This window comes from Arcicella sp. GW822-FHT02H01, assembly GCF_058802005.1.
The window spans coordinates 296,231-319,648 of sequence record NZ_JBXANT010000002.1 but is presented as its reverse complement, the minus strand read 5'-3'; the positions used below and the strand labels follow the sequence as shown (position 1 = coordinate 319,648).

The 23,418-nt window shown below is 35.8% G+C and carries 22 protein-coding genes; 20 read left to right on the top strand and 2 right to left on the bottom strand.

What is annotated here, in order from left to right; genetic code table 11:
- Positions 1-549 precede the first annotated feature (549 nt).
- From AC1RNE_RS21575 to AC1RNE_RS21530, 10 genes are all read left to right on the top strand, one after another.
- Positions 550-1,947, top strand: a complete 1,398-nt coding sequence (locus tag AC1RNE_RS21575; protein ID WP_492804075.1) for a Gfo/Idh/MocA family protein — start codon at positions 550-552, stop codon at positions 1,945-1,947.
- A gap of 33 nt (positions 1,948-1,980) precedes the next feature.
- Positions 1,981-3,360: a putative oxidoreductase C-terminal domain-containing protein gene (locus AC1RNE_RS21570; protein ID WP_492804073.1), complete on the top strand. Its 1,380-nt coding sequence runs from the start codon at positions 1,981-1,983 to the stop codon at positions 3,358-3,360.
- A gap of 18 nt (positions 3,361-3,378) precedes the next feature.
- Positions 3,379-4,545 carry a Gfo/Idh/MocA family protein gene (locus AC1RNE_RS21565; RefSeq protein ID WP_492804071.1) on the top strand — a complete coding sequence of 389 codons (1,167 nt, stop codon included), beginning with the start codon at positions 3,379-3,381 and terminating at the stop codon, positions 4,543-4,545.
- A 42-nt stretch (positions 4,546-4,587) separates the two neighbouring features.
- Positions 4,588-5,802, top strand: coding sequence for a mannonate dehydratase (uxuA, locus tag AC1RNE_RS21560; protein WP_492804069.1), 1,215 nt, complete (start codon positions 4,588-4,590; stop codon positions 5,800-5,802).
- Positions 5,803-5,833: 31 nt separating this feature from the next.
- Positions 5,834-7,942 (top strand): alpha-glucuronidase family glycosyl hydrolase, encoded by a 2,109-nt coding sequence (locus tag AC1RNE_RS21555; protein ID WP_492804067.1) that lies wholly within the window; start codon positions 5,834-5,836, stop codon positions 7,940-7,942.
- A gap of 144 nt (positions 7,943-8,086) precedes the next feature.
- Entirely contained in the window at positions 8,087-8,836 is a 750-nt protein-coding gene (locus AC1RNE_RS21550; RefSeq protein ID WP_492804065.1) for an SDR family NAD(P)-dependent oxidoreductase, read from the top strand.
- A gap of 201 nt (positions 8,837-9,037) precedes the next feature.
- Positions 9,038-10,069 carry a glycoside hydrolase family 43 protein gene (locus tag AC1RNE_RS21545; protein ID WP_492804063.1) on the top strand — a complete coding sequence of 344 codons (1,032 nt, stop codon included), beginning with the start codon at positions 9,038-9,040 and terminating at the stop codon, positions 10,067-10,069.
- Positions 10,070-11,143 (top strand): endo-1,4-beta-xylanase, encoded by a 1,074-nt coding sequence (locus AC1RNE_RS21540; protein ID WP_492804061.1) that lies wholly within the window; start codon positions 10,070-10,072, stop codon positions 11,141-11,143.
- Between the two features lie 9 nt (positions 11,144-11,152).
- The gene (locus AC1RNE_RS21535) at positions 11,153-12,430 is read left to right on the top strand and encodes an MFS transporter (RefSeq protein ID WP_492804059.1); all 1,278 of its coding nucleotides are present in this window, start codon (positions 11,153-11,155) and stop codon (positions 12,428-12,430) included.
- 196 nt (positions 12,431-12,626) lie between these two features.
- Positions 12,627-14,966, top strand: a complete 2,340-nt coding sequence (locus AC1RNE_RS21530; RefSeq protein WP_492804057.1) for a beta-L-arabinofuranosidase domain-containing protein — start codon at positions 12,627-12,629, stop codon at positions 14,964-14,966.
- A gap of 116 nt (positions 14,967-15,082) precedes the next feature.
- Here the strand turns inward: AC1RNE_RS21530 and AC1RNE_RS21525 are convergent, their stop codons facing one another.
- On the bottom strand, positions 15,083-15,601 hold the full coding sequence (locus AC1RNE_RS21525; protein WP_492804055.1) for a hypothetical protein: 519 nt from the start codon (positions 15,599-15,601) through the stop codon (positions 15,083-15,085).
- Positions 15,602-15,795: 194 nt separating this feature from the next.
- On the opposite strand from AC1RNE_RS21525, the gene AC1RNE_RS21520 reads away from it, so the two are divergent.
- From AC1RNE_RS21520 to AC1RNE_RS21475, 10 genes are all read left to right on the top strand, one after another.
- Entirely contained in the window at positions 15,796-16,587 is a 792-nt protein-coding gene (locus tag AC1RNE_RS21520) for a cyanophycinase (protein WP_492804053.1), read from the top strand.
- A 160-nt stretch (positions 16,588-16,747) separates the two neighbouring features.
- Positions 16,748-17,338, top strand: a complete 591-nt coding sequence (locus tag AC1RNE_RS21515) for a TetR family transcriptional regulator (protein ID WP_492804051.1) — start codon at positions 16,748-16,750, stop codon at positions 17,336-17,338.
- 70 nt (positions 17,339-17,408) lie between these two features.
- Complete coding sequence (locus AC1RNE_RS21510; protein ID WP_492804049.1) at positions 17,409-17,870, top strand: hypothetical protein; 462 nt, start codon at positions 17,409-17,411, stop codon at positions 17,868-17,870.
- 1 nt (position 17,871) lies between these two features.
- Positions 17,872-18,192 (top strand): DUF3817 domain-containing protein, encoded by a 321-nt coding sequence (locus tag AC1RNE_RS21505; protein WP_492804047.1) that lies wholly within the window; start codon positions 17,872-17,874, stop codon positions 18,190-18,192.
- A 343-nt stretch (positions 18,193-18,535) separates the two neighbouring features.
- On the top strand, positions 18,536-18,862 hold the full coding sequence (locus AC1RNE_RS21500; protein ID WP_492804045.1) for an ArsR/SmtB family transcription factor: 327 nt from the start codon (positions 18,536-18,538) through the stop codon (positions 18,860-18,862).
- 59 nt (positions 18,863-18,921) lie between these two features.
- Entirely contained in the window at positions 18,922-19,560 is a 639-nt protein-coding gene (locus tag AC1RNE_RS21495) for a DUF1275 family protein (protein WP_492804044.1), read from the top strand.
- A 61-nt stretch (positions 19,561-19,621) separates the two neighbouring features.
- Positions 19,622-21,034 carry an MBL fold metallo-hydrolase gene (locus AC1RNE_RS21490; RefSeq protein WP_492804043.1) on the top strand — a complete coding sequence of 471 codons (1,413 nt, stop codon included), beginning with the start codon at positions 19,622-19,624 and terminating at the stop codon, positions 21,032-21,034.
- Positions 21,035-21,052: 18 nt separating this feature from the next.
- Positions 21,053-21,619, top strand: a complete 567-nt coding sequence (locus AC1RNE_RS21485; RefSeq protein ID WP_492804041.1) for a YeeE/YedE family protein — start codon at positions 21,053-21,055, stop codon at positions 21,617-21,619.
- 4 nt (positions 21,620-21,623) lie between these two features.
- A complete protein-coding gene (locus tag AC1RNE_RS21480) occupies positions 21,624-22,112 on the top strand; it encodes a DUF6691 family protein (protein ID WP_492804039.1) in 489 nt (162 codons plus the stop codon).
- 157 nt (positions 22,113-22,269) lie between these two features.
- Positions 22,270-23,148, top strand: coding sequence for a helix-turn-helix domain-containing protein (locus AC1RNE_RS21475; protein WP_492804038.1), 879 nt, complete (start codon positions 22,270-22,272; stop codon positions 23,146-23,148).
- Here AC1RNE_RS21475 and AC1RNE_RS21470 read toward each other — a convergent pair.
- Entirely contained in the window at positions 23,145-23,408 is a 264-nt protein-coding gene (locus tag AC1RNE_RS21470; protein WP_492804036.1) for a (2Fe-2S) ferredoxin domain-containing protein, read from the bottom strand. The genes AC1RNE_RS21475 and AC1RNE_RS21470 overlap by 4 nt on opposite strands.
- Between the last annotated feature and the right edge of the window lie 10 nt (positions 23,409-23,418).

Sequence of the window (23,418 nt, the reverse complement as noted above, 5' to 3'; positions counted from 1 at the left end):
GATATAAATTTTATGACCCTTCCAGATGCTTATTGCTAGAAAATCATGCTTGGGATTTCTTTCATTGGATAATTATGGTACAATTATAAAACAATTTTATGCAACAATTGAAAATATTACAGTATTAATGTTTATAAATGATTTGACCTTTCTTAACCTGATTTATCATTTAATGGTCATTTATGCGTTTTTTGACCTTTAATAGAGCTTTTTTATTTTTTTGTGAAACTGAATAATAAAATATTTAATTGGAATAATTATAAAAAAATTATGCAACCGATTGCATAATAAAAATTAATTTCCATCTTTACATTCTCAATTAAAATAACAATATTTAGGTAGCATAAACCAGTAGATATAGCATGTCATAATACTTTTGATACCAGCGACATAGGCATTGTTTTACACCATAAAATATAGGAATATTTATACAGAATACTATTGAAATTATGTTAATAAGCATGCTAGTGAATAAAAGCTTGTAGTATGAAAATGCACATTAGTTAGTAAAGTATTAAGAACCTTTTTAATTTTTGAAAATAAACGGATATGTCACAAGAACAGAAAAATGTAATATCTAGAAGACAATTTCTTGATTTAGGTATCAAAGGAACTTTAGCAAGTTCTATCATTACAGGTTTTCCAACCATTGTTCCAGCCTCTGTATTTGGGAAGAATGCACCCAGCAATAGAATAAACATCGGAGCAATTGGTACAGGTAGGATTTCAAGAGGGCATGATATGCCTGGTGTTTGGAAATTCGATAATGCTCAGATAATGGCAGTGTGTGATTTAGATAGCAACCGTGTTGAATCAGCCAAGAAGTTAGTAAATGATTTTTATTCAAAGAAAACAGGAAAAGATTTTGATGGGGTAAAAACCTATACAGATTATCGCGAACTGTTACTCAACAAAGATATTGATGCTGTCTTGGTCAGTACGCCTGACCATTGGCATGCTCCTATTGTGATTCATGCAGTAGGTGCTAAGAAAGATGTATATATGCAAAAGCCCGCTTCTTTGACTATTTCAGAAGGCAGAATGATGGCTAATGCAGTGAAAAAATCAGGAAGGATAGTACAGGTAGGAAGTCAGCAACGTTCATCAAACCAATTTAGGTATGCCGCAGAATTGGTAAGAAATGGTAGAATTGGTACTTTAAAAACGATTTACGTAGGTTTGCCCGGTGACCCATCAGGCGAGGAAGAGCCTCAAATGCCTATCCCGAAAAACCTTAATTATGATATGTGGCTGGGAACAACGCCAGACGTATATTATACCGAAAAACGAGTACATCCACAATCAGGTTTCGACCGTCCAGGTTGGTTGCGTTGCGAGCAGTTTGGTGCTGGTATGATAACAGGATGGGGTTCACACCATATAGACTGTGCACACTGGGCAATGAATACAGAACACACAGGTCCTATTGAGATTTGGGGTAAAGCAGATTTCCCTAAAAAAGGACTTTGGAATGTTCATGGAATTTTCAGAACTGAGGCGTTGTATGAAAACGGTGTAAGAATGGTTGTAAGCAATGAACTGCCCAACGGTATTAAATTTGAAGGAACAGAAGGCTGGATTTTTGTATCAAGAGGAGATGCAGCCGTTACATCTAGCGACCCTACAGCGAAACAAAACGCCCCCAAAGCCTTGGATGCTAGCGACCCTAAAATAATAACGTCTGTCATTGGTGATAACGAAACGCACTTAACAGTTAGTAAAGATCATCATGGAAACTGGTTGGAAAGCATTGTTTCTAGAGAAGAACCTATTGCGCCCACAGAAATAGGACACCGTTCATGTACTGCTTGTTTGTTACACCATGCAGCAATGAAGCTTGATAGGAAACTATTTTGGAATCCAAAGCAAGAAAGATTTATCAATGACCCAGAGGCAAATTTACTGTTAGCCAGAGAGCAACGAGCACCTTATGCTATCAAAATTTAACAATGTTTTATTAAAGAATAAAAAGAGATAATAATGAAATTAATTAATAAGGCACTTTTGGGTATTGGATTAGGATTGTGTTCAAGTGTATACGCACAAGCACAATCAGCGCCAGCAGTAAAAATAATCACCCTCGACCCTGGGCATTTTCATGCGGCACTTGTTCAAAAAAATATGTATCCAGATGTAAGTCCGATAGTACATGTTTATGCACCTGCTGGTAATGATGTGCAGTTTCATTTAGATAGAATAAATTCTTATAATGCTAGGGCTGATAATCCTACTCATTGGCAAGAAAAAGTATATACAGGAAGCGATTACCTTGAAAAGATGCTATCTGAAAAAGCAGGCAATGTAATAGTGATAGCTGGAAATAATAGAATCAAAGCAGATTATTTAGAGAAATCGGTCAATGCAGGATTCAATGTACTTGCTGACAAACCGATGATTATCGATGCCAAAGATTTCACGAGGCTAAAAGCTACTTTTAGTAATGCTGCTAAAAAGAAAGTACTGCTTTATGATATCATGACTGAACGCTATGAAATCAGCACGATGCTTCAAAGGGCATTTTCAGGGATTCCTGCTGTGTTTGGCACGTTAGAAAAAGGAACGCCTGATAATCCCGCAGTTACGAAAGAAAGCGTTCACCATTTTTATAAGTATGTATCTGGCAGTGTATTAACGCGACCAACTTGGTTTATGGATGTCGCTCAACAAGGTGAAGGCGTGGTGGATGTGACAACGCATTTGGTAGATTTGATTCAATGGGAATGTTTCCCTGAACAAGTGATTGATTATCAGAAAGATGTCAACATAATCAATGCCAAGCGTTGGACCACAGACATGACTTTGAGTCAGTTTAAAACGATTACTAAAACAGATGGTTTTCCTGCATTTTTGAAGAAAGACTTAGCCAATGATACTACCCTGAAAATATATGCAAATGGGGAAATCAATTATCAACTAAAAGGTGTTCATGCCAAAACTTCTGTAATATGGGCGTATAAAGCACCAGAGGGTGGTGGCGATACGCATTATTCTATCATGCGTGGCACAAAAGCTAATCTTATCATTCGTCAGGGAGCAGAACAAGGGTATAAACCAACATTGTATATAGAGCCTATCAACCCTGCTGATACTTATGAACCTGCTCTTTTAAAAGCAGTAACAGCTTTGCAAAAGAGTTTTGAAGGAATTGCTGTAAAGAAAAATGCAAAAGGGTGGGAAGTGTTGATACCAGAAAAATATAAAGAAGGTCATGAAGCCCATTTTGGGCGAGTTGCCGAAAAATACTTGGAATTTTTGAAAGCGGGTAAATTACCTTCATGGGAAGTACCTAATATGATTTCAAAATATTACACAACAACAAAGGCTTTGGAGATTGCTAAAAAAACTCAATCTAACAAGTAGAAAAAACTGAAAAAAACGATGGAAAACGGACAAAACAATCGCAGAGATTTTCTTAAAAATACGCTTTCTTCAGCAGCGGGCATGGTGTTAATGTCGGGTGTTTCGCAAGAAATTATGGCTGGTGCTACAAAAATAGAGACTAGCAGTTCACCATATATTCATAGACACCTTGCGCCTAAAATTAAATTTGCAGTAATAGGCATGAATCACGCCCATATTTACGGTCAGGTTGAGGCAGTAATTCGTGGGGGCGGAGAATTGGTTTCATTCTATGCCAAAGAAGCAGATTTAGCAACCAATTTTGCCAAAAAGTATCCGAATGCTAAGTTAGCTTCGAGCGAAACAGCAATTCTGGAAGATAAGTCAATCCAATTGGTGTTGAGTTCGATTATTGCTAACGAAAGAGCTCCCTTAGGTATCAGAGTAATGAAGCATGGTAAAGACTATATGTCGGACAAACCAGGTATTACAACGCTTGAACAATTGGCAGAAGTAAGAAAAGTACAAAAAGCTACCAAGCAAATATACTCCATCATGTATAGCGAACGCTTTGAAAATAAAGCGACTGTAAAAGCAGGAGAACTTGTAAAGGCAGGGGCTATTGGGAAAGTAGTACAAACTATCGGACTAGGACCTCATAAAATAAATGCTAATTCAAGACCCGCTTGGTTTTTTGATAAAAAACAATTTGGAGGTATCCTGTGTGACATTGGTTCACATCAATGCGATCAGTTTTTGTTTTTTACAGGCTCGACAAAAGCGGAAGTAGTGGCTTCGCAAATTGCTAATGTCAATCATCCTCAATACCCATTATTTGAAGATTTTGGTGATGTGATGTTGCGTGGTAACGAAGGTTCAGGCTATGTGAGGGTTGACTGGTTTTCGCCAGATGGACTGAAAACGTGGGGTGATGGTCGTCTTACTATTCTGGGTACAGAAGGATACATTGAGATTCGTAAAAATATAGACATAGCAAGCTATGACCATGGAAATAATTTATACTTGGTAAACAACAAGGAAACTAAATACATAGATTGTAGCAATGAGTTTTTACCTTATGGAGAACAATTAGTGAATGATATTGTGAATCGTACAGAAACGGCGATGACGCAAGAACATTGCTTTTTGGCAACAGAATTATCTATTAAAGCTCAAACACTTGCACATAAGTTAACAAAAGCATAAGGTTTTTGTACTTATTGATTTTTAATTATTAGCTTACATAATATGAGTATGATGCACACAATGCGTTGGTTTGGACCCAACGACCCCGTTTCACTGATGCACATCCGACAAGCAGGTTGTTCGGGTATAGTTTCGGCTTTACACCAAATTCCTGTAGGAGAAATCTGGACTGTCGAAAAAATCAAGGAACGTATTCAAATAATAGAAGCTGACAATGCACAGTATAGTCCGCTTACATGGGTAGTAGTAGAAAGCTTGCCTGTACACGAGGACATCAAAAAAGGATTGCCTTCGCGTGAGCAATACATTGAAAACTACAAAACATCATTACAGAACCTAGCAGCTTGTGGCATCAAAACGGTTTGCTATAATTTTATGCCTGTATTGGATTGGTCTCGCACTAATTTGAATTATGAAATGCCTGATGGCGCTAAAGCGCTAAGGTTTGTTTGGGAAGATTTTGCGCTATTTGATTTATACATTCTGAAAAGACCCAATGCACAGTTGGATTACACAGAAGCAGTACAAATTTCAGCATTAGAAAAGATGAAAGCAATGTCTGCCGAAGAGCTTGCTTTGCTTACCAACACTGTTTTATTAGGTTTGCCAGGTTCGGAAGAAGCTTTTGAATTAACTAATTTTCAGGCACTTTTAGATAATTATAAACATATTGGTGATGCTGAATTACGGGCAAATTTATACTACTTTATTCAGCAGATAGCACCCTTAGCCCAAGAGCTAGGAGTAAATTTGTGCATTCACCCTGATGACCCACCGAAGTCATTATTGGGTTTACCAAGAGTAGTAAGTACCGAAAATGATTTAGCACAATTAATGGCTGCGGCTGATGTAACAGCCAATGGGATTACTTTTTGTACCGGTTCTTTAGGGATAAGAGATGACAATGATTTGCCAAAAATGATTCAACGATTTGGAGAACGGATTCATTTTATTCATTTACGTACTACTAAACGTGAAGAGAATCCACTCAATTTTCATGAAGCAGCTCATTTGGATGGTGATGTAGATATGTATGAAGTAGTAAAAGCCATTGTACTAGAACAAAATCGAAGAAAAGAAACCAACGAAGGCGTTGTGTCGATTCCGATGCGACCAGACCACGGGCATTTGATGTTAGATGATTTAGAGAAAACAGGCAAGCAAAAATCGTATCCAGGCTATTCTGCCATTGGTCGTTTAAAAGGCTTGGCGGAATTAAGAGGTTTAGAATTAGGAATAGAACGCAGTCTGAAATAATCCATTATTATTGCCAAAAAATTATAGCATTATGTACAAAAAAATAATAGGGTTTTTACTGTTTTTTGTCAGTATGAATACCTTTGCCGACGATGGTTATCGTTTGTGGTTGAAATATGATTTAATCAGTAATAAACAACAGCGAGAAAATTATGGGCAGTTTACAAAATTTATTGTAGCCAATGCACAGCATGAAATCATCAAAGTAGCTACTGATGAATTAAAAAGTGGTTTACAAGGGTTGCTTGGTAAGCAAGTTTCAGTATTGATTACTTCAAAAAATACTGGGGGAATTGTACTTCAACTTTCAAAAAATCAAGCATTGAATGATGAAGGATTTACCATTATCAATCAGAATGGCAATGTAGTGGTTTCTGGTAATACCGAAAAAGGGATATTGTATGGAACATTTGAATTGCTAAGAAGTATTCAGACAGGAAAATCGTTAGCAAATATCTTTATCACAAGTAATCCTAAAATCAAACTACGGATGTTAAACCATTGGGATAACCCTTTGGGAACTATCGAAAGAGGTTATGCAGGCTCATCTTTATGGAAATGGTATGAATTACCTGAAAACATAGACCCTCGCTACAAAGATTATGCGCGTGCCAATGCTTCAATTGGTATTAATGCTACAGTAGTGAACAATGTAAATGCTAGTGCAAGATTCATGACCAAAGAATACCTTTTAAAGGTAAAAGCCTTGGCAGATGTTTTTCGTCCGTATGGTATTCAAATATTTTTATCGGTGAATTTTGCTGCTCCTAAAATTTTAAAGGGAGCTAAAACATCCGACCCGCTCGATCCTCAAGTGCGTGCTTGGTGGCAAGCTAAAACGAAGGAAATTTACAGTATTATCCCAGATTTTGGAGGGTATTTGGTAAAAGCGAATTCCGAAGGAGAGCCTGGACCACAGGATTTTGGAAGAACACATGCAGACGGGGCTAATATGTTGGCAGAAGCCTTAAAACCATACACTGGGGTAGTTATTTGGCGTGCCTTTGTGTATAAACCAAGTTCAAAAGATGACCCCAAAGGTGACCGTTATAAAGAAGCTTATAACGATTTCAAACCACTAGACGGGCAATTTGATAAGAAGGTAATTGTTCAGGTAAAAAATGGCCCGATTGATTTTCAAGCCCGTGAGCCTTTTCATCCACTTTTTGGAGCCATGCCTAAAACACCATTAGCGATGGAGTTCCAGATTACCCAAGAGTATCTGGGATTTTCTACCAATTTGGTTTATTTAGCGCCTCTTTTCAAAGAGTGTCTCGAATCTGATACTTATGTAAAAGGGAAAGGCTCTACCGTAGCTAAAGTGGTTGATGGCTCTTTGCATGATTATAATTTGACGGCGATTGCTGGGGTGGCCAATACGGGTTCTGACCGTAATTGGACAGGACATTTTATGTCTCAAGCGAATTGGTATGCATTTGGTAGATTGGCGTGGAATCATGAATTATCATCAGCGCAAATTGCAGATGAATGGACTAAAATGACCTTAACGCAAGATGAGAAAGCAGTAAAAACGGTTACGAATATATTGTTAGCATCGCGTGAAAACTATGTGAATTTCACTACTCCCTTGGGGCTTCACCATATTATGGGACAAGGTATTCATTATGGTCCTGAACCTTGGTTAGAAAGAAGTGCACGTCCTGACTGGGCATCGGCATATTATCATCGTGCTGATAGCGTAGGTCTGGGTTTTGATAGAACAAAAAAAGGTACAGAAGCCCTTTTGCTATATGCACCAGAAGTACAAAATCAATGGAATGACGCTAACAAAACTCCATTGCCCTATTTACTATGGTTTCATCATGTAGGCTGGAAAACTAAATTATCAACAGGGAACACCCTTTGGGATGAACTTTGTACTAGGTATTATACAGGATTAGCCTCGGTAAAGGAAATGCGTGAGCAATGGGCATCTGTAAAGCAGAATGTAGATAAAGAAATTTTTGAAGATGTGGCAGGGCGACTAGCCGTACAGGAAAGAGAAGCCGTTTGGTGGAGAGATGCCTGTGTGTTGTATTTTCAACAATATTCAAAAATGCCAATTCCTGCTCCTTTCCCTAAACCACAAAGAAGTCTGGATGAAGTAAAAACATTAGTAAAAACGTATCAATTGAGGTAGCTGTGAGCTCTGAGCTAATAGCTGTGAGTTTTTTCTTGATGCTATGAATTATTTAGTGGGCGTAGACATTTATTATAATATTTAAAAATCAATAGTATAAAAGCTAATGGCTCATAGCTATCAGCTTAAAGCTAAAAAAAAATCATGTTTTCATTAGAAGGAAAAATTGCCCTGATTACTGGGGGCGGAAGTGGAATTGGCTTTGCCATTGCTCAATGCATGGTTACGGCAGGAGCGAAAGTAATTATTACTGGTAGACGTGAGCAAGCATTAAAAGATGCGGTTGCTGAATTGGGTGATAGCGCTTTTTATATTGTGAATGATGTAACAGCTCTGGAGCATTTAGAAGGCTTGGTAGAGCAGATAGAAAGTGAAATAGGTGCTATTGATATTTTAGTAAATAATGCAGGTATCAATATGAAAAAATTCGCGGTAGAAGTAACTGACGAAGATTTCAACCGTATTGTGCATACAAATTTGAATGCTGTTTTTGCTTTAACCCGTGCCTGTGCTAAAAAAATGTTACCACGTAAGAAAGGCTCAATTTTGATGATTTCTTCCATGGCAGCCTATTATGGGATAGACAGAGTAGTAGCATATACAGCATCAAAATGTGGGGTAGAAGGCATGGTGAAGGCATTAGCAATGGAGTTTTCTGTCGACAATGTGCGTGTAAATGCGATTGCACCAGGGTTTATCGAAACGGCAATGTCACAAACTGCCATGAATTCAGACCCTGCTAGAAAGCACAAAGCACTAGACCGCACGCCTATGGGATACTTTGGTAAACCAGAAGACATTGGTATGGCAGCCGTATTTTTATCATCAGAAGCTGCTAAATATATTACTGGAGCGTCGTTACCTGTAGATGGCGGAAATTCAATAGGTTTTTAATGATTACCTAACCATTAATTATCATTAGCTATAGAACCAATTGGGGATATAGTATCAAACAGTTCTCATGTGTTCTAGTTTTTTATTGTAATAATCTTGTAAAAAGCAGATATTATTATAATATTTGCTTTTAAATCAATGTTTGATAAATACGTGAAGCACTGAAAATTGCTTATTGCACACTCTTAATTTTAATTATCCATGAAAAAACAATTCTTATCATTATGCTTAGTGGCTGCATCTTTGTCAGTCTTCGGACAAGCGAAAAAGCCTATATCGCAACCTTTGGTTTCTCATATTTACACAGCCGACCCTTCTGCTCATGTGTTTAATGGAAAAATCTATATTTATCCTTCACATGATATAGAGTCGGGTGTAAAAGAAGATGATGAGGGTGGACATTTTGATATGAAAGATTTTCATATTTTATCAATGGATAAAGTAGGAGGGAAAGTAACGGATAATGGCGTAGCCTTAGATATTAAAAATATTCCTTGGGCTGGTCGCCAGTTGTGGGCTCCTGATGCTGCGTTTAAAAACGGAACTTATTATTTATATTTTCCTGTAAAAGACAAAGATGACGTTTTTAGAATGGGCGTAGCCACTAGCAAAAGTCCAGTAGGGCCATTCAAAGCAGAAAAAGAACCCATTAAAGGCAGTTATAGCATAGATCCATGTGTGTTTAAAGATACAGATGGTAGTTATTATATGTATTTTGGAGGTATCTGGGGCGGACAATTACAACGTTGGAAAACAGGAAGCTATGACCCTAAAGGGAAATTGCAAGATGATAACCAGCCTGCTTTAGCGCCTAAAATAGCCAAATTGAGTAAGGATATGTTAAGTTTTGCCGAGGAAGCAAAGGATGTACAGATTCTAGATAAGAATGGTAAAGTATTATTGGCAGGCGACAATACCAAACGCTTTTTTGAGGCATCATGGTTACATAAATACAAAGGCAAATATTATTTTTCTTATTCAACAGGTGATACCCATTTCATCAATTATGCTATTGGAGATAATCCTTATGGACCATTTACTTACAAAGGCGTAGTCTTGAACCCTGTTGACGGTTGGACTAACCATCATTCTATTGTGGAAATCAAAGGGAAATGGTATCTGTTTTATCATGATGTACAGCTTTCTGGAAAAACACATTTAAGAAATGTAAAAGTGACAGAGTTGAAGTATAATCCAGACGGAAGTATTCAAACAATCACTGCCTACAAATAAATGAAGAAAACCCTTTTAACCGTTTTATATACTTGTAGCTCTTTATGCCTTTTCGCTCAAAGTGAAAAGGTCAAAGGACTCAAAGATTATTATCAAGCCTACTTTCCTATTGGTGTAGCAGTTAATCCTCGGATGGTGAATGAGGGTGTAGAATCGTCCTTTATTGTACAACAATTCAGTAGCCTTACGCCTGAGAATTCTATGAAAATGGGACCTATCCATCCCCAAGAGAATGTGTATAATTGGGAAGCCTCAGACAAGATGGTAGCCTTTGCTCAGCAAAATGGTATGAAAGTTCGTGGACATAATTTGTGCTGGCACAATCAAACCCCTGCATGGTTCTTTAAAAAGGATGATAGAGTCGTAACGAAAGAGGAACTATTAGCTCGTTTAAAAGCACATATTTTTGAGGTAGTAAAACATTATCAAGGCAAAATTTATGTTTGGGACGTAGTTAATGAAGCTGTGCCCGACACTGGACTTTCAATGTATAGAAAATCTAAATTTTATGAGATTATAGGAGAAGAATACATCGCCAAAGCTTTTGAATATGCTCATGAAGCCGACCCCAATGCATTACTTTTTTACAATGACTATAACACTGAAAGTAAAGGCAAAAGAGAAAAAATCTATCAATTATTAAGAGGACTCAAACAAAAAGGCGTACCTATTCATGGCGTAGGGTTACAAGCCCATTGGTCGATTGATGAACCTACAAGAAGTGAATTGGAAGAATCAATTACAAAATTTGCGAGTTTGGGTTTACAAATACAGATAACAGAATTAGATATTTCTGTATATCCAAAAGAACATGAAAGACGCGAAAGAAGAGAAAACGATGGCGTAGGTACTTTCATGGATGAAATGGAGCAAAAACAAATACAGCAATACAAAATGGTTTTTGATGTTTTCAGAAAGCATAAACAACATATTACAAGCGTAACATTCTGGAATCTTTCAGACCAATATTCTTGGTTGGATAATTTTCCTGTAAGAGGTAGGAAAGACTTCCCGCTCTTATTTGATAAAAACCTTAAACCCAAAAAAGCATTTTGGGAAGTTGTTAAGTTTTAACCATTCTCTATGAAAAATTCAGGTACTTACCGTTGGACGATTGTAGCTTTATTATTCTTTGCCACAACCATCAATTATCTCGACAGACAAGTAATAGGTCTGTTGAAACCGACGCTCGAAAAAGAATTATCTTGGACAGAAAGCGATTACTCAAAAATCGTTATGTCGTTTACGGCCGCTTATGCGATTGGCTTATTGATTTTCGGACGCATTATTGATAAAATTGGTACAAAGCTCGGTTATACCATTTCTATTATTATTTGGAGTATTGCTGCTATTTTTCACGCAGCGGCTAAAACAACTTTAGGTTTTGGCATTGCAAGAGCCTCGTTAGGTTTTGGAGAGGCAGGTAATTTCCCTGCCGCCATTAAATCAGTAGCAGAATGGTTTCCTAAGAAAGAAAGAGCTTTGGCAACGGGTATTTTTAATTCTGGAGCAAATATTGGAGCAGTAGTTGCCCCTATTATGGTGCCTTGGATTTTGGGTGCTTATGGTTGGGAAGAAGCATTTATCATTACGGGAGCCATTGGTTTTATTTGGCTACTTTTTTGGTGGTTTATTTATGAAATTCCCGCTCGTAAGAAAAACCTTTCAGCTAAAGAGTTTCAGCACATCCATAGTGATAACGAAGAAGAAGTCGATGCCACAACATCTGTACCTTGGCTTCAATTATTTAAGTACAGACAAACGTGGGCATTTGTTACGGGTAAATTCCTGACTGACCCTATCTGGTGGTTTTTCTTGTTCTGGTTACCTTCTTATTTTTCGTCGACTTTTGCTTTAGATTTAAAAAAGCCAAGCATACATTTAGCGGTTTTATATACTTTTACCACAATAGGTAGTATCGGTGGTGGTTATTTATCGGGATGGTTTATTAAAAAGGGCTGGCCAGTTTTCAAAGCTCGAAAAACAGCTATGTTGATTTTTGCCATATTCGTTATACCTATTGTGTTAGCACGTTATGCTACTGATATTTGGCAAGCAGTATTTTTGATTAGTATAGCAGCATCCGCTCATCAAGCTTGGAGTGCTAATATCTTTACAACTGTATCAGATATGTTCCCTAAAAAAGCCATTAGTTCCGTCGTTGGTATTGGAGGAATGGCAGGCTCATTAGGAGGAGTATTGTTCCCTTATTTTATCGGTATTATTTTAGATAAGTATAAATTACTTGGTGACCTAAACGGAGGCTATAATATCATTTTCTTAGCCTGTGGTTTTGCCTATTTGTTAGCTTGGGGCATTATTCATTTGTTAACGCCAAAAATGCAAAAAGTAGATTTGTAAAATACTTAAAATCATTTATCCATAAAGAGGGACTCAAATCCCTCGTTATGGATTTGGTACTTATAAAAGTAAAAAAGCGTACCTATATTTGTGTCAAAAATACACATTTTAAATGTAGCCAATTTTTATTGCGTTCAATTTTTAATCCATGAACAATACAATGTCTATCAAACACTTTTCTTTATACTTGTTTTTCATGAGCATTTTAACAACATGTTATGCTCAACAAGAATCTGCTACTACTCCAAAGCTTCAAAGCTTTCCTTTACAAGCTGTTCGTTTGCAAGCAGGGCCATTTTTAAATGCTCAGCAGGTGGATATGAAATATATCATTGCTTTAAATCCTGATAGATTGTTAGCACCATATCGCATAGATGCAGGCTTGCCATTAAAAGCAGAACGATATGGTAATTGGGAGAACTCTGGTTTGGATGGACACATAGGAGGACACTATTTATCAGCCTTGGCGTTGATGTATGCTTCGACTAATAATCCCGAAATGCAGAAACGCCTAAACTATATGGTGTCGGAATTGGCTTTGTGCCAAGAAAAAAATGGAGATGGGTATGTCGGAGGGATTCCACAGGGAAAAGTATTTTGGTCGAGAATTGCCAAAGGAGATTTAGATGGTAGTGGATTTGGTCTGAACAATACTTGGGTACCTCTGTATAATATTCATAAATTATTTGCAGGTTTGTACGATGCCTATACGGTAGGAGGTAATAAACAAGCATTAACGGTTTTGGTAAAATTAGGCGATTGGTTTGCTGTTACGATTCAAAACTTGAATGAAGTTCAAATCCAAAAAATGCTTCAAACAGAACATGGTGGAATGAATGAAGTGTATGCTGAGTTGTATGAAATTACGAAAGAAAAAAAATATTTAGAGATAGCCCAGAAGATTTCTCATCGTGCTATTTTAAATCCCCTTTTAGAACAAAAAGATGCGCTGACAGGCTTGCATGCTAATACACAAATCCCAAAAGTGATTGGCTTTCAACGTATTGCAAGTTTGACGAACAATCAGGATTGGGCAAATGCGGCTAATTTTTTCTGGGAGAATGTTAGTTCAAAACGCAGTGTTTCTTTTGGCGGAAATAGTTTCAGAGAACATTTTAATCCTGTAAATGATTTTACGCCGATGTTGGAATCTAACCAAGGTCCAGAAACTTGTAATTCTTATAATATGCTCAAACTTACCAAATCTTTATTCTTGTCAGAACCTAAAGCCAATTATATAGACTTTTATGAACGTACATTGTTTAACCATATCTTGTCGTCTCAACATCCTACTAAAGGGGGATTTGTGTATTTTACGCCTATTCGTCCTCGTCATTACCGTGTTTATTCACAGCCACAAGAAGGTTTTTGGTGTTGTGTAGGCTCAGGATTAGAAAATCACGGAAAGTACGGTGAAATGATTTATGCCCATACCGACAAAGATTTATATGTAAACCTATTCATGGCTTCAACCCTGAACTGGAAAGAAAAAGGAATAGTACTTACTCAAAATACCCAATTTCCGAACACTTCAAATTCAGAAATTAGCCTAAAACTTACAAAACCACAAACCTTTACGCTCTTTGTTCGCTATCCAAAATGGGTAAAAGAAAATGCTTTTCAAGTAAAAATTAATGGGAAAGCCTTTGTGCTGAATCAAAAACCTTCTTCGTTTATTGCTATCAATAGAGCTTGGAAATCAGGTGATAAAGTATCGCTTACTTTCCCGATGGAAACTACTGCTGAAACACTTCCAGATGGCTCGCCTTGGGTTTCATTTGTACACGGACCAATCGTATTAGCAGCCAAAACAGATACGACAGACCTAAAAGGGCTTTTTGCTAACGATAGTCGTATGGGACACGAAGCCTCAGGGAAGCTATATCCATTAGATGAAGCACCGATTTTAGTAAGTAATTCAAATGAATACCTATCGAAAATACAACCTATCAAAAATACAGCTTTACAGTTTTCAATAGGCGATGCACTTTATCCAAGTAAATACCAATCACTAACGTTAATTCCTTTTTATCAGTTACATGATGCCCGTTATATGATGTATTTTCCTGTAATGAATCAAGAACAATTGGCAGTGAAAGTAAAAGAAATGAAGGAAAAGGAGCAAATAAAATTAGCGTTGGAACAACAAACCATCGACCAAATAGCTTTAGGAGAACAACAACCCGAAGCCGACCATCATTTTCAAGGAAATCAATCAAACACAGGGGGAGAATTAGGGGCTTTTTGGAGAAGTACTACCGACTGGATTAGCTATGATTTAAGAAACGCTGAACAGACTGCTAAGAAATTAAGAATTACTGTTGGAAATGAAAATAAAGCCAGAGAATTTGATATTGTTATCAATGGTGAGTTGTTTAAAACGATTCAGCTAGAAGCAAAAAAGTCAAGAAAGCCATCAGATATTGATTATGAACTGCCACAAACATTTAATACAAAGGCTATCAATATTAAATTTGTTGCTAAAAATAAACAAAACACTGGGGCTATTTATAGTATTAGATTACTGAAGGAATAGTGTGTTTTTCCGCCGCCAAGTCACTTGTCAATCACTCGCCATTTGGATAATTGGAGAGTTGCTTACGCTCGTGTTGTTGGAGGACAAACTCCAACAACGGCGGGAAAGATATCTGTTTATTTCTTTCGTTTTTCTTCATTCATATTTTTCCATAATTCAATATCACTGTCAAATTCTTCTTCATCGTCTGAAGGTGCATATTCAACTTGTATAGACGTTTTTATTGCGTTTGCCAGTTCGATAATTAGCTTTTCTATTTCAAATGCTTTGTCATAATTGTCAACTAAGCTACCATTCTCTAATAGTTTTTTTTCTTCAACAGATATTCCAAAAATAATTTTTCCATCGAACGTAAATTTCAATATTATGTCATTTATCCCTTCTTTTAAATCATCTCCAATATAAAAAGCAAATCCATGGTTTCTATGGATAAGACCATAATCAATTACCTCTGTTAAACTTCTAATTGGTGTCCAAGTTTCTTCTACATCATACTGCTCATTTTTGTATACAAAAATTTCTTGCCCTTCTCTGTTTTCAATTTTATCTCTGTAACAAAAATAGTCTAAAAACTTTTCAATGGTTACTTTGTCTCTCTGTTTTGAAAGTCCGTAAATATCATAATAGGGTGGCATATATTTTCTTTATCTTTTTTATAGTAATTTTCATTGTTACAATAACAAGCTATCCAACTCTCTAAAGTATCATTTTAATTTTTAATATAAAACTCAGAGATAAGAATCCTCAAACAGAATATATTTATACTATTTTTTACAAATTACATTTACGATATTGTAAGAAAATACTTCAACAAATAATTCTTGCAAAGATGCTTCTAAAAATTCTATCAATCATTTTATTGTGTTCGGGCTTTACTTATGCTCAAGAACGTTTAATTATTATCGGAGGGGGAAAGCGTCCTGCTGATGTACTGACAAAATTTATTGATTTAAGTGGGAAAGACCAAGGCGAGATATTAATCATTACTTGGGCAAGTGGCGAACAAGAAGCCAGTTTTGAATCTATCAAAAAAGATATTTCAGCATTATCTCCTATCAAAGTTGTTCATGCGCCAGTTTCTCCGTTGACAGTCGAGTCTAAAGAAGTATTGTTGAGTCAGTTAAAAACAGCTAAAGGTGTTTTCTTTACAGGAGGCGACCAAGTTAGGATTATGAAGGTGTTGGAAGACGAAAGTTTATTCAAGGCTTTGCACGAACGTTATCATAAACAAATAGTTTTTGCAGGTACTAGTGCAGGAACAGCCATCATGTCTGAAAAGATGATTACAGGTGAAGGCAAATTAGACGTAATTGATGGCTCGCAAGTTGAAACAAAAAAAGGGTTGGGATTATTACCCAACGTAATTGTAGATCAGCACTTTGTGAAGAGACAAAGAGAAAATCGCTTGATGGGCTTGATTCTTCAAAATCCAACGTTATTAGGAATTGGTATAGATGAAAATACAGCTGTATACGTACAAGACAATAAATTAGCCGAAGTACTAGGCGAAAGTCAGGTGTTGATTTTTGATACCCAACAAAAGAAAAATGAAATGAAAATGTACTTTTTGAAAAAGGGAGATAAATTCGATTTAGTAAAGAAGAGTAAGCTAAAAATATAGTTGACAATATTTTTAATATCATTCAGGAATTAACCCTTGAACATGAAGGTTTTAACTTTATGTTCAAGGGTTAATAATTTACAGGCTATCAGTATTAAAGAGTTTTTCAATAAATCAGCCATCTTTGTATCACCAAACAAGACTAATCAGAAATATTATCATGGGAAAAGCTGCTGAAACACGATTGACAATCCTTCAAAAAGCCTTTGAATTGATTTATATCAATGGCTATCAGGCTACTAGTATTGACGACATTATTGCTACGACTAAAGTAACAAAGGGGGCTTTTTTCTATCATTTCAAAAATAAAGAAGAGATGGGGCTTGCTGTCATCAACGAAATGATGCAGCAAACGATGGGGAAAATGTTGTTAGAGCCACTTTTGACGGCTGAAAATCCATTAATGGCTATTTATCACATAATGGAATATTTATTAATGCAAGAACCTTATTTGCAAATTAAATATGGCTGCCCAACTAATAACCTGATTCAAGAAATGGCGCCTTTAAATGATAATTTTAGTAAAGCACTTACTAAAATTATGGATAATGTTTTACAAAGTACAGAGAAAGCTGTTGAAAGAGCAAAATCTTTAAACTTGGTAAGGGCAGATGTTAATAGTAAACAAGTCGCAATCTTCGTTTCTGCCAGCTATGGAGGTATTAGAAACTTAGGGAAATTATATGAGAACACTGATTATTATCGAGCCTATTTAAACGAGTTGAAAGACTATTTGAATCGATTGAAATAATTTTTTATCTAAAAACATACTATTTAGTATGTTTTTAGATACCTTTGTAACGTTAAAACTTAAAATATCGATGCAAATTCTCTTATTTATTCATTCTCTTTTAAGGTGGCTGGTCTTAATTAGTATTATTTATGCGTTATTCAGGGCTTATCTTGGCTTAAAAAACCAAGCTGTTTTTTCAAAAACAGATAACTCAGTCCGACATTGGACAGCCACCATTGCACATATTCAATTAATTGTTGGGATTAATCTTTACATTAAAAGCCCGACTGTTAAATATTTTTCGAGTAATTTTAAGCAAGCTATTCAGCACTTAGAATTTACTTTTTTTAGTTTAATACACCTCCTTTTAATGTTGATTGCCATCATTGTTTTAACCATTGGTTCGGCTTTGACAAAACGCAGAAAAAGTGATGAAGAAAAATATAAAACCATGTTAGTGTGGTTTTCATTAGCTTTATTCATCATTTTCATAGCCATCCCTTGGCCATTTTCCCCTTTAGCACATAGACCACTTTTTAGACAATTTTAAGATGAAAACTTTTTTCTCAACTAATATAGGGCGTTTACGCATCATCGCTTTTCTTGAAGGGGTATCATTTCTATTCTTGCTTTTTATCGCTACGCCCATGAAGTATTATATGGATAACCCAGCAGGAACGAAAATACTAGGACCAATCCACGGAGCTTTATTTATCCTTTTTATTCTCAATGCTTTGAGTGTGGGCGTAGAAGAAAACTGGAAGTTTTCAACAACCACTTGGAAGGTACTATTAGCCAGTGTTTTGCCATTTGGTACATTTTATATTGACCATAAAATTTTAAAAGAGATTCAAAAAAGTAAAAAAGCTTAAATACAATATAAATTTTTGTGATTGATGAGCAACGAATTCCTACTGTTTGAGCGAAGCGAGGCGGGTCGCCGCTGCGATTAGGAATTCTTGATTTTCTTTTGCGGTCCGCCGCGCGGTTACTTTTCTTTTATCAAGAAAAGAAAAGTAAGGACAGAACAATAATAAATATCAAATTTCTAAAACTCATTATTACAAATAAAAATTCTTAAAAAAATCATGTTATTTCATCGAACAAATCAACACATTTACAGTACAATTTACCTAAATAGCACTATATTGAAGTACTTATTTGTACTATATGAAAATATTATCATATATTTGTATTGTAATTAAAATAATAGAAATGGAAGTACTAGAAAACAGTCCCAAAGAAAGATTTCAAGCTAGCAAGCAGAAAATGGAAAAGGCTGCCTACATCCTAAAGACAGTGGCACACCCCGTTCGATTGGCTATTATAGAGTTACTCAATCAACAAGGTGAAATGGGCGTAAATGATATTTGTAAAGCCTTAGATTGTGAACAATCGCTTATTTCTCATCACCTGATTAATATGAAACTTCGCGGAATACTTCAATCTCATAAAGATGGACTGAATGTATATTATGATTTGAAGGAGAAAGAAATTGTAAAACTATTGCAATGTATTGAGAATTGTGATTGCAATATGTAAGATTTCTTACGTTTATATATGACAAAAACAACATATATTAATTTTTAATACCACCATTAATGATTAGTCGAAGAACATATACATCCTCATTTTCATTTTCGTTTGTTTCGGGAATTATTAATATTTTGGGCATACAATTTTTAGGATTGGTGGTAACAAATATCACGGGGCATTATAGTACAAGTATTATATTGAATAAAACAGAAACTAATAGAGACATTCTTATTACCTGCTCGTATGTTTTTGTGTACTGGGTAGGGTCGTTTTGGGCATCCTCGTGTTTTTATTATGGAAAAAAAAGAGATAAAACGTATATAAAAATATTTCCGATTTTTCTAAACCTGACAATTCTATTATATGCACTTTGGTCACAACACTTAATTATCTGGTTACTCTTTTTAGTTTCTAGTACACAAAATGCTTTAGGGGCTAATCATACTGAAAATCAGGTTAAGGCTTCACAGATTACAGGGGTAGTAATGGCTTCAGGGCTTGACATAGCTAAATATTTTTTTGGTGACTTTTCAGCCGATTACAAAAAGACTTTCTTAAAATCTTTCTATGTTAAGATGCTGAATATCATAGGATTTATATTGGGAGGAATAGCTTCATTTTTTTATAGTTCAATCACTATTTTATGGGTACCTGTAGCATTCTATTGTATAATTGCAATGCTAATTCTAAAGAAAAAACTTTAAGTATTTAATCTTATTCATCAAAATCAATAAACTAATACATTTCATTGATGTATTCTTAACAATGATAGTAGAACAAATTTATACAGGCTGTTTGGCACAAGGTGCTTATTATATTCAATCAGAAGGTGAAGTTGCCATTATTGATCCTCTTCGTGAAGTACAACCTTATATTGCGAAGGCTGCTAGAAATAATGCAAAAATTAAATATATTTTTGAAACCCATTTTCATGCAGACTTTGTATCAGGACATTTAGATTTATCTCGCCAGACGGGTGCTCCAATTGTCTATGGGCCAAAGGCTAATCCAAATTTTGATTGTATTGTAGCAGAAGATGGTCAGACATTTCAAATTGGGAAAGCAACTATCAAAGTACTCCATACACCAGGTCATACGATGGAGTCTTCATGTTTTTTATTAACAGACGAAAACGGTCATCAACATTGTTTGTTTTCGGGAGATACCCTTTTTATTGGAGATGTCGGTCGCCCAGATTTAGCACAAAAATTGGGAAGTATCACTACAAACGATTTAGCGGGATTTTTATATGATTCGTTAAGAAATAAAATAATGACTTTGCCAGATGATTTAATTATTTTTCCTGCACATGGAGCTGGTTCAGCTTGTGGTAAAAATATGAGCAAAGAAACTTTTGACACATTGGGTAACCAGAAAGCGACTAATTATGCTTTGAAAGAACAAACCAAAGAGCAGTTTATCGCCGCAGTAACGGATGGCTTGTTGCCTCCCCCATACTATTTTCCTAAAAACGTTATGATGAACAAAACGGGTATCAAAACGATGAAGGAAATTGTCAATAATGTGCAGGCTTTATCAATAGAAGCATTCGAGGCCGCCGCCAATGAAACTGGGGCTGTTGTGTTGGATACTCGTTCGGCGCAAGTATTCAAAGATGCGTTTATCCCAAATTCAATTAATATTGGTATCAAAGGGGATTTTGCTCCGTGGATTGGTACTTTGATTACTGATATTGAACAAGAAATTCTGTTTATTGCAGACAAAGAGAATATAGATGATGTAGTCACTCGTCTCTCACGAGTTGGCTACGACAATGTGATTGGTTATTTGGAAGGAGGTATTGAGGCTTGGATAAAGGCAGGTAAAGAAACAGATAGCATAGAATCTATTTCAGCGACAGAATTTGCTAAAAGATTTGAAGAAACTAACGGGCAATTAATAGTGAAGGATGTTCGTAAGCAAACGGAATATACAGCTGAGCACGTTGACGAATCCATGAATATTCCACTATCGGCGTTGAGTGATAACATGGCCGAATTTTCAAAAACAAAGACTAATTATATTCATTGCGCTGGTGGATATCGTTCTATGATAGCAAGCTCTATTTTAAAAGCCCGCGGTTTTGATAATGTGGTAGATGTGGCTGGAGGTTTCAATGATATTGCTAAAACAGCTGTTCCTACAACAGATTTTGTATGTCCTTCTAAATTAAAATAATATTTAACATCCAGAAAAATGATAGAATTAATTCGTCAGCCTTGGCATTGGGCAGTTGCAGGAGTACTAATTGGCCTGACCGTACCCGCTTTACTCATTATTGGAAATAAATCGTTTGGAATTTCATCGTCTTTACGTCATATCTGTGCAGCTTGTTTTCCTGCTAATATTTCTTTTTTCAAATATGATTGGAAGAAAGAAATATGGAATCTATTTTTTGTAGCAGGTGTATTAATTGGTGGATTTATCGCTACCAATTTTTTGTCCAATCCGAATACCATTGTCATCAGTGAACAAACAGTTGCGGATTTGAAGGCTTTGGGTATTACAGATTTTTCAAACTTAATGCCTGCTGATTTATTCAGTATTGATAATATTTTTACCTTGAAAGGTTTCTTCTTTTTTATATTGGGAGGCTTTATGGTTGGATTTGGAACGCGATACGCAGGTGGTTGTACTTCTGGTCATGCTATCATGGGTTTGTCAACCCTACAACTTCCGTCATTAATTGCCACTATTTCATTTATGGCGGGAGGCTTTTTGATGATACACTTACTATTACCTCTCATCTTTAAACTTTTCTAAGACTATGCAAAAACAAGATGTTTTAATGAACGAAGAGTTTGTGTGTGATGCACCAAACGAACAAGTTAAAAAAGAATCCTTCGCTAGCAATTTTAAATATATGTTAGTCGGTATCATCTTTGGGATAGTGTTTGTAAAAGCTGAAATAGTATCATGGTTCAGAATACAAGAGATGTTTAGGTTACAATCATTCTTTATGTATGGAGTGATTGGTACGGCTGTAGTAGTAGGAATGATTTCGGTATTCCTAATCAAGAAATTAAATATAAAAACGCTTTCAGGCGAAAAAATCATTTTCCATGATAAGGTATTCAGTAAAGGTCAAATCTATGGAGGCTTAATTTTTGGTTTAGGCTGGGCTATTACAGGTGCTTGTCCAGGACCATTGTTCGCTCAAATCGGAAGTGGTTTTGCAGTAGTAAGTGTTACCTTAGTAAGTGCCATAGCTGGTACGTGGGTGTACGGATATTTAAGAGATAAATTACCGCATTAAGTTTTTTTATAGACTGAAGACGCAAGACATAAGATATAAGACAAGATTTTTTAGTCTTTATAAAACTTACTTCTTTTGTCTTGTTTCTTCTATCTTAATCTTATAAAACTATATCCTTAATCTTCTAGTCTTTAGTCTTGCGTCTTCTGTCCATAAAATGAAAAAACCAATTCCAATCATCACCATCGAGCAACTAAATAGTTGTGGTACGCATATTATGATGAATATGGACATTCGGAGATTAGAAGTTCATGCTAAAACGTTGACTCCTGCTGATTTTCCGCATAGACATGATTTTTATAATTTGATTTATATAAAAAGAGGAACGGGGACTCATGATATTGATTTCAGGCATTACGAGGTAGTACCACACCAACTTTTTTTAATGAATGAAGGACAGGTACATGAATGGAACCTTAGTGATGATATTGAAGGATATTCTTTTTTCTTTAAGAAAGAATTCTACGAAGTAGATGAAAACAATCTTTCGTTGAATGGATTACCCTTTTTCAATAATAGCCCGAACGATGAACCGATGGTTATTTTTGATGAGTCATTAAGTAATATAATTGAAGACCATTTTGAAGAAATCATTCAAGAATATGCCCACAAAAAGCCTCACTATGAATCTTATATCAAAACAATTCTCAAACAGATTTTAATTCAGGCACTTAGGGTATATCAACCCAATTATAAAGACGATTCTTCTACTTTAAGTATCTCGAAATTCAAAAGTTTTGAAAATCTGATAGAAGACTATTATCTAAAATACAAATCTGTGAAAGACTATGCCAGTCAACTAAATATCACAGCTAATTATCTCAATGCTATTTGTAATAAAATAGTAGGCAGAACGGCAGGAGAACTAATCAGAGACCGTATTATTTTAGAAGCCAAAAGACTTTTATTGCATTCAAGTATGTCTATTTGCGAAATCGCCTATCACCTTGGTTATGACGATTGTTCATATTTTATAAGGGTTTTCAAAAAAGATGTTCATCAAACGCCCGAGCAATTCAGGCTGTTGAATCGCTAATTAGTCAAAATCATATCTTTAAAAATCTTCTCGGCTTTCCACATCGAAACCTCAGTAAACCATTTGTTTTGTGGTTGAAAGCACATAACTGGTGCCTGTTTACATCGGTCAGTGCATTCTATTTTAAAAATCTCTACAGTATCTTTTAAGTCATTTTCTTTAATGGCTTCTTTAAAAATCTTACGCACTTCTTTGTGTTTTCCGCATTTGCTTCCATCACAAATAAAGATTGATTTCTCTGGAAATTTCGAGTCACTCATGGTTTTAAAT